Origin of the sequence: Fictibacillus tiangongensis (assembly GCF_048083785.1) — a bacterium.
In the GTDB taxonomy this organism is placed as follows: Bacteria; Bacillota; Bacilli; order Bacillales; family Fictibacillaceae; genus Fictibacillus.
The window spans coordinates 516,426-531,197 of the sequence record NZ_CP182294.1 but is presented as its reverse complement, the minus strand read 5'-3'; the positions used below and the strand labels follow the sequence as shown (position 1 = coordinate 531,197).

At 40.4% G+C, this 14,772-nt stretch carries 13 protein-coding genes; 7 read left to right on the top strand and 6 right to left on the bottom strand.

Annotated elements, in window-relative coordinates; all coding sequences use genetic code 11:
- Together treC and treP are read right to left on the bottom strand one after the other, a co-directional pair.
- Positions 1-1,689: an alpha,alpha-phosphotrehalase gene (gene treC, locus ACNJYY_RS02960; RefSeq protein WP_416730503.1), complete on the bottom strand. Its 1,689-nt coding sequence runs from the start codon at positions 1,687-1,689 to the stop codon at positions 1-3.
- An 82-nt stretch (positions 1,690-1,771) separates the two neighbouring features.
- Positions 1,772-3,175, bottom strand: a complete 1,404-nt coding sequence (gene treP / locus ACNJYY_RS02955) for a PTS system trehalose-specific EIIBC component (protein WP_416730502.1) — start codon at positions 3,173-3,175, stop codon at positions 1,772-1,774.
- A gap of 295 nt (positions 3,176-3,470) precedes the next feature.
- On the opposite strand from treP, the gene pdxK reads away from it, so the two are divergent.
- The 7 genes from pdxK to ACNJYY_RS02920 all read left to right on the top strand — a co-directional run bounded on the left by pdxK (position 3,471) and on the right by ACNJYY_RS02920 (position 10,031).
- On the top strand, positions 3,471-4,283 hold the full coding sequence (pdxK, locus tag ACNJYY_RS02950; RefSeq protein WP_144704497.1) for a pyridoxine/pyridoxal/pyridoxamine kinase: 813 nt from the start codon (positions 3,471-3,473) through the stop codon (positions 4,281-4,283).
- 510 nt (positions 4,284-4,793) lie between these two features.
- Positions 4,794-5,144, top strand: coding sequence for a YojF family protein (locus ACNJYY_RS02945; protein ID WP_191754540.1), 351 nt, complete (start codon positions 4,794-4,796; stop codon positions 5,142-5,144).
- A 13-nt stretch (positions 5,145-5,157) separates the two neighbouring features.
- Entirely contained in the window at positions 5,158-5,802 is a 645-nt protein-coding gene (gene bshB2, locus ACNJYY_RS02940) for a bacillithiol biosynthesis deacetylase BshB2 (protein ID WP_144704049.1), read from the top strand.
- Between the two features lie 207 nt (positions 5,803-6,009).
- A complete protein-coding gene (locus tag ACNJYY_RS02935; RefSeq protein ID WP_066243203.1) occupies positions 6,010-6,285 on the top strand; it encodes a spore morphogenesis/germination protein YwcE in 276 nt (91 codons plus the stop codon).
- A 290-nt stretch (positions 6,286-6,575) separates the two neighbouring features.
- Complete coding sequence (gene proB / locus ACNJYY_RS02930; RefSeq protein WP_416730501.1) at positions 6,576-7,709, top strand: glutamate 5-kinase; 1,134 nt, start codon at positions 6,576-6,578, stop codon at positions 7,707-7,709.
- 47 nt (positions 7,710-7,756) lie between these two features.
- A complete protein-coding gene (locus ACNJYY_RS02925; RefSeq protein WP_416730500.1) occupies positions 7,757-9,031 on the top strand; it encodes a glutamate-5-semialdehyde dehydrogenase in 1,275 nt (424 codons plus the stop codon).
- Positions 9,032-9,131: 100 nt separating this feature from the next.
- Positions 9,132-10,031: an NERD domain-containing protein gene (locus ACNJYY_RS02920; protein WP_416730499.1), complete on the top strand. Its 900-nt coding sequence runs from the start codon at positions 9,132-9,134 to the stop codon at positions 10,029-10,031.
- A 447-nt stretch (positions 10,032-10,478) separates the two neighbouring features.
- On the opposite strand, the gene qoxD is transcribed toward ACNJYY_RS02920, so the two are convergent.
- The 4 genes from qoxD to qoxA are packed head-to-tail and all read right to left on the bottom strand — an operon-like array spanning position 10,479 to position 14,477.
- The gene (gene qoxD / locus ACNJYY_RS02915) at positions 10,479-10,910 is read right to left on the bottom strand and encodes a cytochrome aa3 quinol oxidase subunit IV (RefSeq protein WP_416730498.1); all 432 of its coding nucleotides are present in this window, start codon (positions 10,908-10,910) and stop codon (positions 10,479-10,481) included.
- A complete protein-coding gene (gene qoxC, locus ACNJYY_RS02910; RefSeq protein WP_144704062.1) occupies positions 10,903-11,523 on the bottom strand; it encodes a cytochrome aa3 quinol oxidase subunit III in 621 nt (206 codons plus the stop codon). Before qoxC ends, qoxD begins: the two co-directional genes overlap by 8 nt.
- A gap of 14 nt (positions 11,524-11,537) precedes the next feature.
- Positions 11,538-13,478, bottom strand: a complete 1,941-nt coding sequence (gene qoxB / locus ACNJYY_RS02905) for a cytochrome aa3 quinol oxidase subunit I (protein WP_144704065.1) — start codon at positions 13,476-13,478, stop codon at positions 11,538-11,540.
- A gap of 18 nt (positions 13,479-13,496) precedes the next feature.
- Positions 13,497-14,477 carry a cytochrome aa3 quinol oxidase subunit II gene (gene qoxA, locus ACNJYY_RS02900; protein WP_416730497.1) on the bottom strand — a complete coding sequence of 327 codons (981 nt, stop codon included), beginning with the start codon at positions 14,475-14,477 and terminating at the stop codon, positions 13,497-13,499.
- Positions 14,478-14,772: the final 295 nt, after the last annotated feature.

Genomic DNA, 14,772 nt, shown 5'->3' with positions numbered 1-14,772 from the left:
TTATTTTTTTAAGTGAAAAACGACAGATTCATACGGTCGTAATGAAAAAGAAGAAATGTCTTCTGGTGTATCTTCATAATTACTGATTAATACTTCTCTTGATAGACCTTTAAGATCAATGGATTTTGGCAATGTAAAATCTGTGCTCTTGTCATAAAAATTATTCACGACAAGGAGTTTTTCCCCATTGTCAGCGTTTCGGACATAAGCGAAAATTTCAGGATGATCTTCAAGAATCAATTGATAATCGCCATATGTGATTATATCTAGTTCTTTTCTCAATCTATTGAGCTTTTGATAATGATAGAAAATAGAATTTTCATTATTTACGGCTGCCTCAGCATTAATTTCTTTAAAGTTTGACGCAGCCGGTATCCAAGGTTCCCCTGTAGTAAAACCAGCATTTTCACTATCATTCCATTGAACTGGTGTACGAGAATTATCACGTGATTTATGTTTAAGAATCTCTAGTACTTCCTCGTCGGTATAACCTTTTTCCTTCAATAGATTGAACATGTTTAACGACTCAACATCACGGTAATGGTCGATCTTCGTAAACTTTGGATTTGTCATCCCAAACTCTTCGCCTTGATAGATATAAGGTGTTCCTTGCATCAAATGAATCGTAGTCGCAAGCATCTTGGCTGATTGTACACGGTATTCACCGTCATCCCCGTAGCGTGATACGATTCGCGGTTGATCGTGGTTGCACCAGAATAACGCGTTCCATCCACCACCCTTATGCATCTCCACTTGCCAAGTCGAAAGTATTTCTTTTAATTTTTGAAAATCAAAATCAGCGATGCTCCATTTTTCGCCTTTCGGATAATCGACTTTTAAGTGATGAAAATTGAAAGTCATGCTTAATTCATTTCGATCTGGATTCGTATACTTGATGCAATTATCAATCGTTGTGGATGACATCTCACCTACTGTGAGCACATCATATTTTGAGAACACTTCCTTGTTCATCTCTTGCATAAATTCGTGCACGCGCGGTCCGTCTGTGTAGAATTTCCGGCCATCACCTGGTGCTATAGAGCCATCATCATTAGGGAATTCTTGATTTTTTGAAATCAGGTTGATCACATCCAGACGGAAGCCATCTACCCCTTTTTCAAACCAATAGTTCATCATCTCGTATACTTTTTGACGAACTTCTGTGTTCTCCCAGTTCAGATCCGCTTGTGTGACATCAAACAAGTGGAGATAGTATTGACCGGTCTCTTCATCGAGCTTCCAAGCGGATCCACCAAATTTCGAAACCCAATTTGAAGGCTCTCCATCTTCAACAGAATCTTTCCAGATATAAAAATCACGATAAGGATTATCTTTTGACAGACGTGATTGTTGAAACCATTCATGCTCTGTACTTGTATGGTTCACTACGATATCCATAATGATCTTCAGATCTCTCTGGTGTGCCTCTTGAAGCAGACGATCAAAGTCCTCCATCGTTCCATAATCTTCAAAGATATTGTAATAGTCCCGGATGTCATATCCGTTGTCTCGTTGAGGAGAGTCATAGATCGGAGTTAGCCATAGAACATCTACTCCTAAGTCTTTAAGATAATCTAACTTCTCTATGATTCCATCAATATCTCCTGTTCCATTCCCTGTAGTATCGTTAAAGCTTTTTGGATAGATTTGATACACAACGGATCGTTTCCACCATGGTTCCTTCTTCATACTTTCACCGCCATATTTGTTAGAGTAATGAAAACAACCGGAAATAAAATAGTGCCATTCCGGTCGTTTTTGTTTAATTGTCTTACTTCGATTTTTTTACTTTTGCATAAAGGTACGTTAATACAAACGGTACGACAAGTGCGATTCCCATTCCGATAAAGAATGATCCCCAGCTTCCTGGCAAGATGGAAAGGAATCCAGGAATACCGCCTACTCCAATGGATGACGCACGAACGCCCGCAACTGTAATCACGATCCCAGCGATAGCAGAACCAATCATCGCGAAGATGAACGGATAACGGAAGCGTAAGTTCACTCCGAACATCGCAGGCTCAGTGATTCCAAGATATGCTGATAATGCTGACGTTCCAGCGAGTCCTTTAAGCTTTTCATCACGTGTTGCCATAAATATCGCAAGCGCTGCAGACCCTTGTGCAATATTTGATAGTGCAAGCATCGGCCAAAGAAAAGTACCACCTGTGTTTGAAATAAGCTGCAGATCGACTGCTAAGAACGTATGATGCATGCCTGTAACAACGAGCAAGGAGTAGAAACCACCGTAGATCAACCCGCCTAACCATGCAAAATTATCAAAGATTGACACGAAAAAGTCTGTAATGCTATTACCGATCGTAAACGTGATTGGTCCGATAACGATAAACGCTAAAAATCCTGTTACTAATAATGTGATTGGAGCTACCAATAATAGCTGTAAGGCATCTGGTATGCGTTTTTTCAAAAAAAGTTCTATTTTCGCTAAAAAGTAAGAAGCGATGAGAACCGGCAACACTTGACCTTGATAACCTACCTTTTCAATGGGTAGACCGAATAAGTTCCATGTTGGAATGTCTTTTGTCTTTCCGTAATCCCATGCGTTCAAAAGATCTGGATGGACAAGCATCAGTCCGAGAACGATACCTAGTAATGGACTTCCACCAAACTTTTTAACCGCTGACCAACCGATCAGTCCAGGTAAGAACACGAAAGCAGTATTCGCGATCAAGTTGATCATCCCTGCTAGATCAGCCCAGTTCTGATGAACATCAATAAATGATTTCTTATCATAAAAAATGCCTGGGCCAGTCAGAATGTTATTGATCCCCATCAGTAGACCTGCCGTTACGATCGCAGGAAGAATCGGGATAAAAATATCTGCTAATGCTTTAATCGCTCGTTGGAGTGGATTCAGCTTCTTACTCGCCTCATCCTTTATATCTTCTTTTGACGCCCGCCCTGTACCTGTAATATCAATGAACTCGTTATAAACCTTATCAACCGTTCCTTGCCCAATCACGACTTGAAATTGGCCGTTTGTAGAAAAAGAACCTTTTACAAGATCAATATTCTCTAAAGCCTTCTCGTCTACTTTCCCTTCGTCTTTAAGAGCAAGTCGAAGGCGCGTTACGCAGTGAGTGGCTGCTGATATATTTTCTTTACCGCCGAGAGCTTCGACGATTTGTTCAGCTGATTCGCGTATTTTGCTCATTCTGTTCCCTCCTAGAAACCGTTTCCATTTCACATGATAAAAAAAGCCATATCTCTCTATACCCTTAACTATCATTCAATGAAAACTTGTTCACCCTTATAATGTGTCTAAGCGTTTTCATAAAAACCAAACTTGTATATACATCTTACAAAAATAATTTAACCTGTATATACAAATATGTCAATCACTTCGATCATATGGTGAAATTTACCGTGATCAGCTACTTTTTCTTTTCTCCTTATTTTTTGCTATAATCTGTTACATATAGAGAAACGAGAATAAAGGAGATTTTATGATGTCACCTAAAAAAGCACTTACGATTGCAGGATCAGATACAAGCGGTGGAGCTGGTATTCAAGCTGATTTAAAAACTTTTCAAGAGCTAGGCGTTTACGGTATGACTGCTCTAAATGTTGTGGTTGCCCAAGACCCACATCGTGATTGGTTTCATGAAGTATTCTTACTTCCTAACGATCTATTCAAAGCACAATTAGAAACGGTTGTTTCTGGAATTGGTGTTGATGCATTAAAGACTGGCATGCTTGCATCCGTGGAAGCTATCCAGATAACAGCAGATCTCATCGAAAAACACGATCTTCAAAACGTTGTAGTAGACCCTGTTATGGTTTGTAAAGGTGCAGAACCTCTACACCCTGAACTTGCGAGTACCCTTCAAAATGTTTTGGTACCTAAAGCAACTGTTGTAACGCCAAATCTATTCGAAGCTGCACAATTAGCGGGTATGGAACCGATCACAACAGTTGAACAGATGATGGAAGCTGCTCATAAGATTCAAGCGAATGGAGCTAAATATGTAATCGTTAAAGGCGGCGCAAAACTAGAGCACGAAAATGCTGTTGACGTTCTTTATGATGGACAAGAGTTTGAAGTTTTAGAATCTGAAAGAATTGAAACAACATGGACGCACGGCGCAGGCTGCACGTTCTCAGCAGCGATTACAGCTGAACTTGCTAAAGGAAAGCCAGTACGCGAAGCGATCTTAACAGCAAAAGATTTCATTACAGAAGCTATCGCAGCAGGATTTGAAATCAACCAATACGTAGGACCAACTTGGCATGGTGCTTACCGTGATAAATTAAACAAATAATTAATAGTGAAGACTGATCATCTTTGATCGGTCTTTTTTGTTCTATAAAAAATCTTTGTGACTACTCCGACCAAATACTTTCAAGTTTCAAGTCTTAAAACAAATTTTTATAGTGATTTATACTTTTATTTTGCTTCGATGACAAGTTGATTGGAGCGCAGGGTGCGAGACTCCTGTGGGACAGGTGGGCAGTTTTAAAAGTGGAAGTGGCTCGTCCAGCCCCGACAAGCAAAAGGTGAATGGAACAGTAAGGCGCTCTTTGCCTTAATGGTCTATTTAACTTTTGACTTCGAGGGGCTAGCCACTGCAACTAGCTAGGTGAGACACTTATACGTAAAACGTACGAATGTGGCTCATCGCCTGCCCCACGGAAAGCGAGCACCTGGAGCGGAAATCAACTACTTACACAGACATTCACGATCCGCTTTTAAAATGATAGGCATATCATACACGTTATTTAAGAATTTGAATTATAATAAGTACATCTATTCTGCACTGGAGTGTGAAGATATGCAGCTCATACAAACCAACGAAGTCCAGCAAACACTGGATCAGCTTATTGGAAAAGAACTTTATCTACATTTAGAAACAACCAATGGCGCTTATGCCAATCATAATAACGAGAGTGTTCTAACCGTCAACGCATATATTCGAAATGGTAAAGTAACACCCTTATCAGGAAAAATCATGGGGAGCGGCCCCTACCGTGTAGGTTTAAAAATTGAGCTAGGATGGATTTATGCAGAAGGTTTAACACATTGGGAAATCGACAATGAGGGAAGATTACTGATGGCCGGACATGATTCGGAAGGCCGTCTTGCAGTAGCTCTTCAATTGAGCTCTTCCCCATTTGATGTATAAGGAGGTTATTTAATTGGATGATCATTTACTCGTGATCTTCCCCCACCCAGACGATGAAGCGTTCGGGGTATCAGGGACGATTGCACAACACACAAAAAAAGGATTACCCGTTACTTATATCTGCTTAACACTCGGTCAGATGGGCAGAAATATGGGAAATCCACCATTTGCTACTCGTGAATCCCTTCCACTTATTCGCCAAAAAGAGCTAAAAGATGCCTGTGACGCAGTAGGTATCCAAGATCTTCGACAATTTGGATTACGTGATAAAACGGTAGAATTTGAAGATGAAAAATTTTTAGCTGATCAATTCTTGGCCGTTATAGACGAAGTAAAACCAACACGTCTCATCACTTTTTATCCAGGATATAGCGTACATCCAGATCATGAAGCTACTGCGAGAGCAGTTGTACGTGCAGTAGGAAGCATGCCAGAGATGGATCGTCCGGAACTCTTATGTGTTGCTTTTGCAAAAAATTCTGAGGAAGACTTAGGAGCTCCACATGTTGTGACAGATATCTCGGATGTTTTTGAGGAAAAAATGAACTGCATCAAAGCACATCGATCTCAAACACAATGGCTAGTAGATAGCGTTGATAAGGATCCTGCCATGCTGGCTTGGGTAAAAAATGAGAGATTTTGGCGTTATCCTTTATAAAGAACTAAGTTAAAATAACCCATTAGCCTATCTAGGCTATGGGTTATTTTTTTTTAGGGTAAATACTTGAATTTTCAAAAAAATGTACAAATCCATGTAGCATTTTCCTGATATTGTGGTATACTAATTGTAACAAATCGTTCACAATTTAGACGCTAATTCGTCAAAATTGTAAGCGCAAACAATACTTCAAGGGGTTGATTAGTAATGGATGTTTTTATGGTTTACTTATTCGTAGCGACTGCCACACCATTATTTTTATGGAATGATAGTCGTAAGTTAGCCTTATGGCAAACGCCGTTCATCGCCCTTTTATGGACTTACGTTGTGTTATTCATGGCTAATGATAGCTTAAGCTTATTCGTACACAGTTTCTTCATCACCGTATTCATCGCAAATGTTGTTTTTGCTCATTATGCAGCATACATCGTATGGGGCCGTCCATATTTGGCGAAACGTAAAATGGAAAAAGCAAAATATTAATTTAAACTTTCATCCCCTCTATTAGTAGAGGGGATTTTGCATTTATTGGGAATTTATCTCATTCAAGTTTTCTGATATACACTTTCATATCACGTCTTCACATCCCCTCATCTCCTATGACTTAATTATCCCGCTTTTCTTCTGTTTTCTTCACTATTTGCTTGTTTTCTACACTATCTCATCAATACCTGTTGTGTTTAAATCTCACCATGTTATACTCGTTACCGTTGAAATTTTGACCGGAAAATGAGTTGTTATAACTTACAAAACAGGAGTGATTTTAAACAGATATGTTAATAAACGAATCAAAAAACAAACGCATTGTAATTAAAATTGGATCTAGTTCTTTAACGAGCAGACTTGGTGATATTAGCAGACATAAATTAGAGCGACTCGTTGATGAGGTCGTTAAATTAAAAGATGATGGCCACGAGGTGTTACTCGTGTCTTCAGGCGCAGTGGCAGCAGGGTATAGACGTTTAGGCTGTTTGAATCGCCCTACTTCTCTTGCTGAAAAACAAGCAGCTGCATCGATCGGGCAAGGCTTGTTAATGGAGTCTTATTCGGAGCGTTTTATCTCTCACGGTTATACCGCATCACAAATTTTGATTACGAGAAGCGATTTTTCCGATCGTGATCGGTATCATAACGCTCGAAATACGATTAACGTCCTTTTAGATCGCGGAATCATACCCATCGTAAATGAAAATGACACAGTTACAGTAGAAAGACTTAAGTTCGGTGACAATGACACGCTTTCCGCAAAAGTGGCAGGACTTGTGGATGCCGATCAGCTCATCATTCTTTCTGATATCGATGGACTTTACACGGATGACCCTCGAAAAAATCCTGATGCAAAACTTTTAACAAAAGTTAGCGAAATTACACCAGAAATCGAGCAATCCGCAGGAGAACCTGGAAGTGCGGTAGGTACTGGTGGCATGCGTTCAAAGATTGATGCTGTAAAAATTGCAATGGCTTCTGGAATTTCATCTTTCCTTGGCAACGCAACATCACCAGATATCATTCACAAAGCCGTTATCGGCAAAGCCAGAGGAACGTATTTTGTTCCTGGTAAGAATGAATTCAATCTTGATACAAAGCGTCAATGGATTGCTTTCCACTCTGGTCCGGAAGGTGAGATCGTAGTCTCAAATAAAGCGAAGCAAGGTATTGATGAGCTCAAAAGTCTTTATCCTACAGGCATTCGCTCCGTAAGTGGTCACTTTAAAAAAGGTTCAGTTGTTCGCATCAAGGATTTAGACGGAAATGAAGTGGGTCTTGGTGTTTCAAATTATTCTTCTAAACAATTAATAAAGATAAAGGGTATCTCGCGTGACGAGCTAGCTGAAGTCGGCCCTGAAGAAGCCATTAATAACAATGATTTAGTTTGCCACACTCGTTTGGCAGTACCTATTCACTAGTATAGATATACGAAAATGTGAGGTTTAAAAATACAAGGAGGCGTTGGATGAGTACTTTTAAAAGTACAACCAAAAATATTGATGTGAAAGACCAAGCAAAGTTAGCACAGGAAGCTTCAAAAAAGCTTGCACTCCTCAGTGAAAAAGATAAAAACGAAGCACTACTGGTGATTGCAGATACGTTAGAAAGCGAAACAGGTTTTATTTTAGAACAAAACAAACAGGATCTCGTTAATGGTGAAAACAATGATTTCTCTGAAGCTTTAATGGATCGTTTGCGCTTAACAGAAGACCGCGTAAAAGAGTTTGCAAACGGACTACGCGAGGTTGTTGAGTTAAAGGATCCTCCTGTAGGTGAAATTCTGTCTGACTGGACACTTGATAATGGATTAAACGTTGAGCAAGTCCGTGTACCATTAGGTGTGGTCGGTATGATTTATGAAGCACGACCAAACGTAACAGTAGATGCGACAGGACTTGCATTAAAATCCGGAAACGCCATCGTACTAAAAGGCGGATCGAATGCTATACATTCAAACTCAGCGATTGTCTCTGTGATTCATAAAGCATTAAGAGCAACAAAAATTCCAGAAGATGCTGTACAATTTATTGCTTCTACCGATCGCGAAGCAGCGGGTCAATTGTTTACGATGAAAGAGCATATTGATGTGTTAATTCCTCGCGGTGGCGGAAATCTCATTAAGACGGTTGTCGAGAATGCTACAGTTCCGGTCTTAGAGACCGGTGTCGGCAATTGTCACATTTATATGGATCAGTTTGCTGATATTGATAAAGCCCTCAGCATCATGGAAAACGCCAAAACAGATCGACCGGCTGTCTGTAATGCCGCAGAGACGTTTATTTTCCATGAAGCATGGCTGAATGATCATGCTGGACAAGTTACAGCTCTTTTTGAAAAGTACGATATTGAAGTGCATGGAGATGAAAAAGCAGCAGAGTTATTGCCAGATGTAATACCTGCTAATGAAAAGGATTGGGCTGAAGAGTATTTAAGTTTAGCTGTTGCAGTTAAAGTGGTGAGCTCTGTCGAGGAAGCTGTTGTCCATATTGAACGTTATGGCACAAAGCATTCCGAAGCGATCGTAACTGAAAATCCAGAAAATGCTGTTACCTTCTTAAATCGTGTTGATGCTGCTGCTGTTTACCATAACGCATCTACGCGCTTTACGGATGGATCAGCCCTAGGATTTGGAGCAGAGATTGGTATATCCACACAAAAACTTCATGCTCGCGGTCCAATGGGACTGCCAGCACTAACGACGATTAAGTATCGTATGACTGGTGACGGACAGGTTAGATAATATATTGTAAACAGTCCCTTAGTCGGGGCTGTTTTTTTTGTAGAAATAAAGAAGGTGAAGCTAGGATGGTGAAAGAATGTTTTTAAAAAGGAGGTCGTTTATGTTAGTTAAAGATCGCGGAAAGTCTATTAGGATAAGAAAGCTTGAAGTTATGCAACGACGAGTGATTAAGCTTCACCCCAAATATTTAACCATGGAAGATGAATTAAGCGGTAGGCTAGCCGGACATTTTGGTGAACAGTCGAATGACTACTTTTTAAAACCTTTCCGGGACTTTTCTGTAATGCATGACCTGAGGCTTACAGCGCATGAAAGTTATTTTCAAATCGACACTCTGCTTCTCTCCCCTCGTTATATATTGAACCTCGAAGTGAAATACATTATCGGAACTTTGGTTTTTGACCATCTCCACCAAGTCATCAGAGTAAAGGATGATGGATCTGAAGAAGCTTTTCGGAATCCTATTTTCCAAGTAAAGCGCCAACAATCTCACCTTATGGAATGGATGACAAAGAACCGAATACCTCCAACCCCTGTTCGCTCACTGGTTGTAATGAGCAATCCAAGAACCATTATTAAAGCCCCTCCCTCAAATAAAGATGTCCTTCATTATATTACGCATAGTCCCTATTTGCAGGAGAAAATTAAGATGATTGATAAGAAGTATACGGACGAGAAGCTGACGAAGAAAGAGGTCACTAAACTCTCCAAATTGCTTGTTCGACATCATGTACCTGAAAACCCTGATCTTCTCAAAAGGTATGGGATTGAAGAAAAAGTTATCAAGGGCGTTTATTGTACAGAGTGTTTTTACTTGCCTGTGGTTCGGAGGAATAAAACTTGGCATTGTCCTAGATGTTCTTATAAATCTAAAAATCTTCACTTAATACTCTTGAAGATTTTACTCTATTATACGGTACTAAAATTACTAACAAACAGTTTTGCGACTTTCTTCAAGTTTCATCAAGGCATGTTTCCACACGTTTATTATCTTCGATGAATTTAAAGCAAACAGGAAGTGGAAAAGGAAGATCTTATCAACTTCCATCTCCTTTGTAATGTCAAAAATGTCAAAACAGATAAATCGAAGCTCGCAAAAAGTGAGCTGCGAGCATAAAATTCTGTGAACGAGCATAAAAGTCGAGGAACGAGCATAAAACTCTAGGAACGAGCATAAAACTCGGGGAACGAGCATAAAAGTCGAGGAACGAGCATAAAACTCCGGGAACGAGCATAAAGCAAAAATATAGTTTCTTTGCATCAACTAATAAGAGCAATAATAGTCTATAACCCCGTCATTTTTTCTTCAAAAGTACCTTTCAATCACTTTGCAATTGCTTCTTTCAGACAAAACTTCTTAATCTCTAAAGGAATACTACTTTCAATCCCTAACTTCAACAAAAAACCCCTTGCTATCCCTAGCAAGGGGTTTTCAAAATGTTAACTATTATTCATGACTGCCGTGATCATCAGAATCATGCTCACTACTGCCGCCATGAGAACCGTGGTCTTCGTGGTTTTCAGTGTTCGGTGAGTGCTGGTGCTTATCGTGCTTCGCGTGACCTGCTGCCATTACCCATACAGAACCGATTACGATAACAATCGCAACGAATGCTGCAAATAGGATGTTACCGATCTGTACCCGGCTCGTCAGGTTACCCTTCGTTGAGTTCTCTGTTACGTGCATGAACATCAAGAGCTGAAGAGCAGCTTGAAGGATTGCAAAACCGAAAATAATAATTAGAATCCAAGTCATCGATAGATCTGTTTCAAGCGCAATCCAAAGTGCGAATAGTGTTAGCACGATGGATAACACAAAACCGATTAAATGTTTCCACGGAAAGCCGTGGTGTTCATTAGCTACAGTTTTATTAGCCATTATGCATCACCATCCCCATCAGATAAACGGCTGTGAAGATAAAGATCCACACTACGTCTAAGAAGTGCCAGTATAGACTGGTGATGAAAACTTTTGCAGATGTAGCTGGTGTTAGACCACGCTTAGCTACTTGAATCAAGACCATCGTTACCCAGAAGATACCGAACGTTACGTGGGCACCGTGAGTACCAACAAGAACGAAGAACCCTGACCATGCTGCACTTGTACCGATATTAGCACCTTCATGAATGAAGTGTAAGAACTCTTCAATCTCGAAGTAAAGGAATCCAAGACCAAGACCTAAAGTGATGGCCATCCACGTGATCAAACCTTTTACATTTTGACGGCGCATCTCATGAACCGCAAGTCCACAGGTAAAACTACTTGTTAAGAGCAAGAACGTTTGGATTAACAAACTCTTTACTTCAAACAGCTCACCAGGTGATGGACCATCAGCGATACGATGTTCTAAAACCATATAAGTTGCAAATAATGTCGCGAACAACGCAATTTCTGCCCCGAGGAAAATCCAGAAACCGAGAATATTTAAACGCCCAGTCTCCGAACGATACTCTAAAGGCGTGTTGGGGTCGTGTGTTTCTGCATGTGCCATTTTTTCACGCCTCCTTATTTAGATATCTTTTCTGTTTCGATTACTTCTTCAACACTTACATAATAACCATCATCATACTCGAATGAACGATAGAACAATGTTGCAAACACACCAATCATTCCAGCGATCGCCATCCACATCCAGTCGAACACCATTCCGAATCCGGCAACAAAGAAGAAGGATGCCATGATGAATGGAACACCAGAGTTACTTGGCATATGAATCGGTTTAATATCTTCCACTTTTAACTTCTCAACTTTTCCAGCTTGCTTCTGTCTCCAGAAGTGATCAAGACCTGTTACTTCAGGAATCTTAGCAAAGTTATAGAATGGAGGCATTGCTGTAGGTGTAGACCATTCTAAAGTACGGCCATCCCAAGCATCTCCAGTTGTTTCACGCTTCGCGTAACGGAAGCTGTAGTACATGTTGTAAACAAGGATTAAGAATGCGATCCCCATCATGAATCCACCGATCGTAGATACCATGTTCAATGGACCCCAGCCAGACTCTTCACTGTACGTGTAAACACGACGAGGCATACCGTCTAGACCAAGGAAGTATTGTGGGAAGAAACATACGTTAAATCCGATTGTGAATACCCAGAATACCCATTTTCCGATACGTTCGTTCAGCTTGTAACCAAACATCTTCGGATACCAGTAGATCAAACCAGCGAAACAAGCAAATACTGTACCCGCGATCAACACATAGTGGAAGTGAGATACTAGGAAGTATGTGTTGTGGTACTGATAATCAGCTGCTGCCATGGCTAGCATGACACCTGTAACTCCACCGATTACGAAGTTCACGATAAATCCGAGTGACCAAAGCATCGGCGTCGTAAATTGAATCTTACCTCTGTACATCGTAAACAACCAGTTAAAGATCTTAACCCCGGTCGGAATACCGATCGCCATCGTTGTGATAGAGAATACAGAGTTAACAAGTGCTCCTGAACCCATCGTAAAGAAGTGATGGACCCAAACCAAGAAACTGTATCCTGCGATTAAAAGCATAGACCAGATCATGGCTTTGTAACCGAATAGCGTTTTTCTAGAGAACGTAGAGATAATCTCTGAGAACATACCAAATGCCGGCAGAATTACGATATATACCTCAGGGTGACCCCATAGCCAGAAAAGGTTCGCCCAAAGCATATCCATTCCTGCTCCTTGAAGAGTGAAGAAATGGCTGCCGAATAAACGGTCAAATGTCATAAGTGCTAGTGCAACAGTAAGGATCGGGAAAGCGAAAATAATGATAACCATTGTTACAAGTGATGACCAAGTAAACATTGGCATACGGAACAATGTCATTCCCGGTGCACGCATCTTAAGAATCGTAACTAAGAAGTTAATACCCGTTAAGAGCGTACCAATACCTGCGATCTGCAGACCGAGCAGATAATAGTTCTGTCCAGGTCCTGGACTGAGCTCGTTACTCGCAAGCGGCATGTAACTCGTCCAGCCTGCTGATGGAGATCCACCAATAACGAATGAGATGTTGAACAACATCGCACCAATAAAGAACGTCCAGAAACTAACTGCGTTTAAATATGGATAAGCTACGTCACGTGCTCCAATTTGTAATGGAACAACAACGTTAATCAAACCAATCAAGAACGGCATCGCCATGAAGATGATCATGATCGTACCGTGTGTTGTAAAGATTTCGTTATAATGCTGTGAATCGAGGAACTTAGCCTCTGGAACCGCTAGCTGTGTACGCATTAAGAGGGCATCTACCCCACCGCGAAACAGCATCAATACAGCAGAAACGATATACATGATACCTAGTTTTTTATGGTCAACTGTTGTAAGCCATTCGTCCCACAACCATTTCCATTTTTTATATTTAGTAAGATAGAACAGGATACCCACCATCGTTAGTACGATGGATACGTCAGCACCATAAATCATCGGGTCGCCTGTTACGAAAAATTCATCCCATTTCATATTGAAATGCCTCCTCTGTTAATGGGCATGAGAATCCCCATGAGACTCTGATTCAGATTCTTCTAGCTTCTTCATCTCTTCTTCACGCTTCTTCTTTTCTTCCTTCGCTGCTCTTGAGTGAGGAATCTTCTCTTTATAACCCAAACGTTCGCGAGCATCTAACGCGTATTCAGCGTTTGTAGCATGGTCTACCCAATCTAAGTGAGTTGAAGAGAAAGTCATTTCTTTCACGTGACCAGGAAGCATCAGCTTGTCATACTGCCCCTTCGAAAGCTCCGGAGCATCAGCTTTTGTTTCGCTTGCCCATTTTTCGAACTCTGCATCAGACATTGCCATCACATCAAACGTATGATTAGTAAATCCTTCACCAGTAAAGTTGGAGTTACGTCCTTCATACGTCCCTTGCTCGTCAGCTTGCAGGTAAAGCTCTGTCTCCATGCCAGCCATCGCATATTTCTGACCACCTAATTGAGGTACCCAGAACGATGCCATTGAATCGGCAGAAGTCAACTTGAACAATACAGGTCGATCTTCAGGTATATGAAGATAGTTAACTGTTTCAATATCTTGCTCTGGATATGAGAACACCCATTTCCAGTTTACAGATGTTGCATGGATCACCAATGGCTTTTGATCTTTTGACTTTTCAGGAGGTCCTTCAAGAGAATAGATACTCTTTACCGTTGGAATCGCTAATGCAATAACGATGATGATAGGAATGATCCACCAAATCGTTTCAAGAAGATGACTTCCTTCATTATCAGGATCATAGCCTTTATGATTTTTGCGATCACGATATTTATAAACAATAAAAGCAGTAAGCGCGTAAACAACTATTAGGATAAATAACATAAACCAGATGGAATACATGATCAGATCCCTCTGTTCTGCTCCTACAGGTCCTTTTGGATCTAAAACAATCATATCGCTGCAGCCGCTAAGCATAAATACGGCCATCAATAACCCGAATGTAAAAAACGGCTTAAACCGTCGCATCACCAGGTCCACCTTCCTTTCTCTATTTACAAGCATTTACTTTTGCCTAATAAAAAACGAACCAAGAGTGATTATAGAGCATTGTGAATTAAATCACAATGTAAAACATAGGCAAAAATTTAAATGACAAAAACCTTTGCTTTCATAGTACCAGAATCCTAATAAATGTGACTCTATCCACAACAAATGTCACGATTACTTCAAATAAAGCTCACAACTTTATCACAGTTTTGACATAGAATGTTCACGATTTTGGAAGAGACTTCTTCCATTGGTAAACAGTCTTGAGCTTTTTAAA

Coding starts and splice junctions, on each gene's coding strand:
- treC (WP_416730503.1), bottom strand. CDS start 1,689: ATGAAGAAGGAACCATGGTGGAAACGATCCGTTGTGTATCAAATCTAT.
- ACNJYY_RS02935 (WP_066243203.1), top strand. CDS start 6,010: ATGGATGTTTTTATGGTTTACTTATTCGTAGCGACTGCCACACCATTA.
- qoxB (WP_144704065.1), bottom strand. CDS start 13,478: ATGAAATGGGATGAATTTTTCGTAACAGGCGACCCGATGATTTATGGT.
- pdxK (WP_144704497.1), top strand. CDS start 3,471: ATGTCACCTAAAAAAGCACTTACGATTGCAGGATCAGATACAAGCGGT.
- treP (WP_416730502.1), bottom strand. CDS start 3,175: ATGAGCAAAATACGCGAATCAGCTGAACAAATCGTCGAAGCTCTCGGC.
- qoxD (WP_416730498.1), bottom strand. CDS start 10,910: ATGGCTAATAAAACTGTAGCTAATGAACACCACGGCTTTCCGTGGAAA.
- ACNJYY_RS02925 (WP_416730500.1), top strand. CDS start 7,757: ATGAGTACTTTTAAAAGTACAACCAAAAATATTGATGTGAAAGACCAA.
- qoxC (WP_144704062.1), bottom strand. CDS start 11,523: ATGGCACATGCAGAAACACACGACCCCAACACGCCTTTAGAGTATCGT.
- ACNJYY_RS02945 (WP_191754540.1), top strand. CDS start 4,794: ATGCAGCTCATACAAACCAACGAAGTCCAGCAAACACTGGATCAGCTT.
- ACNJYY_RS02920 (WP_416730499.1), top strand. CDS start 9,132: ATGTTAGTTAAAGATCGCGGAAAGTCTATTAGGATAAGAAAGCTTGAA.
- proB (WP_416730501.1), top strand. CDS start 6,576: ATGTTAATAAACGAATCAAAAAACAAACGCATTGTAATTAAAATTGGA.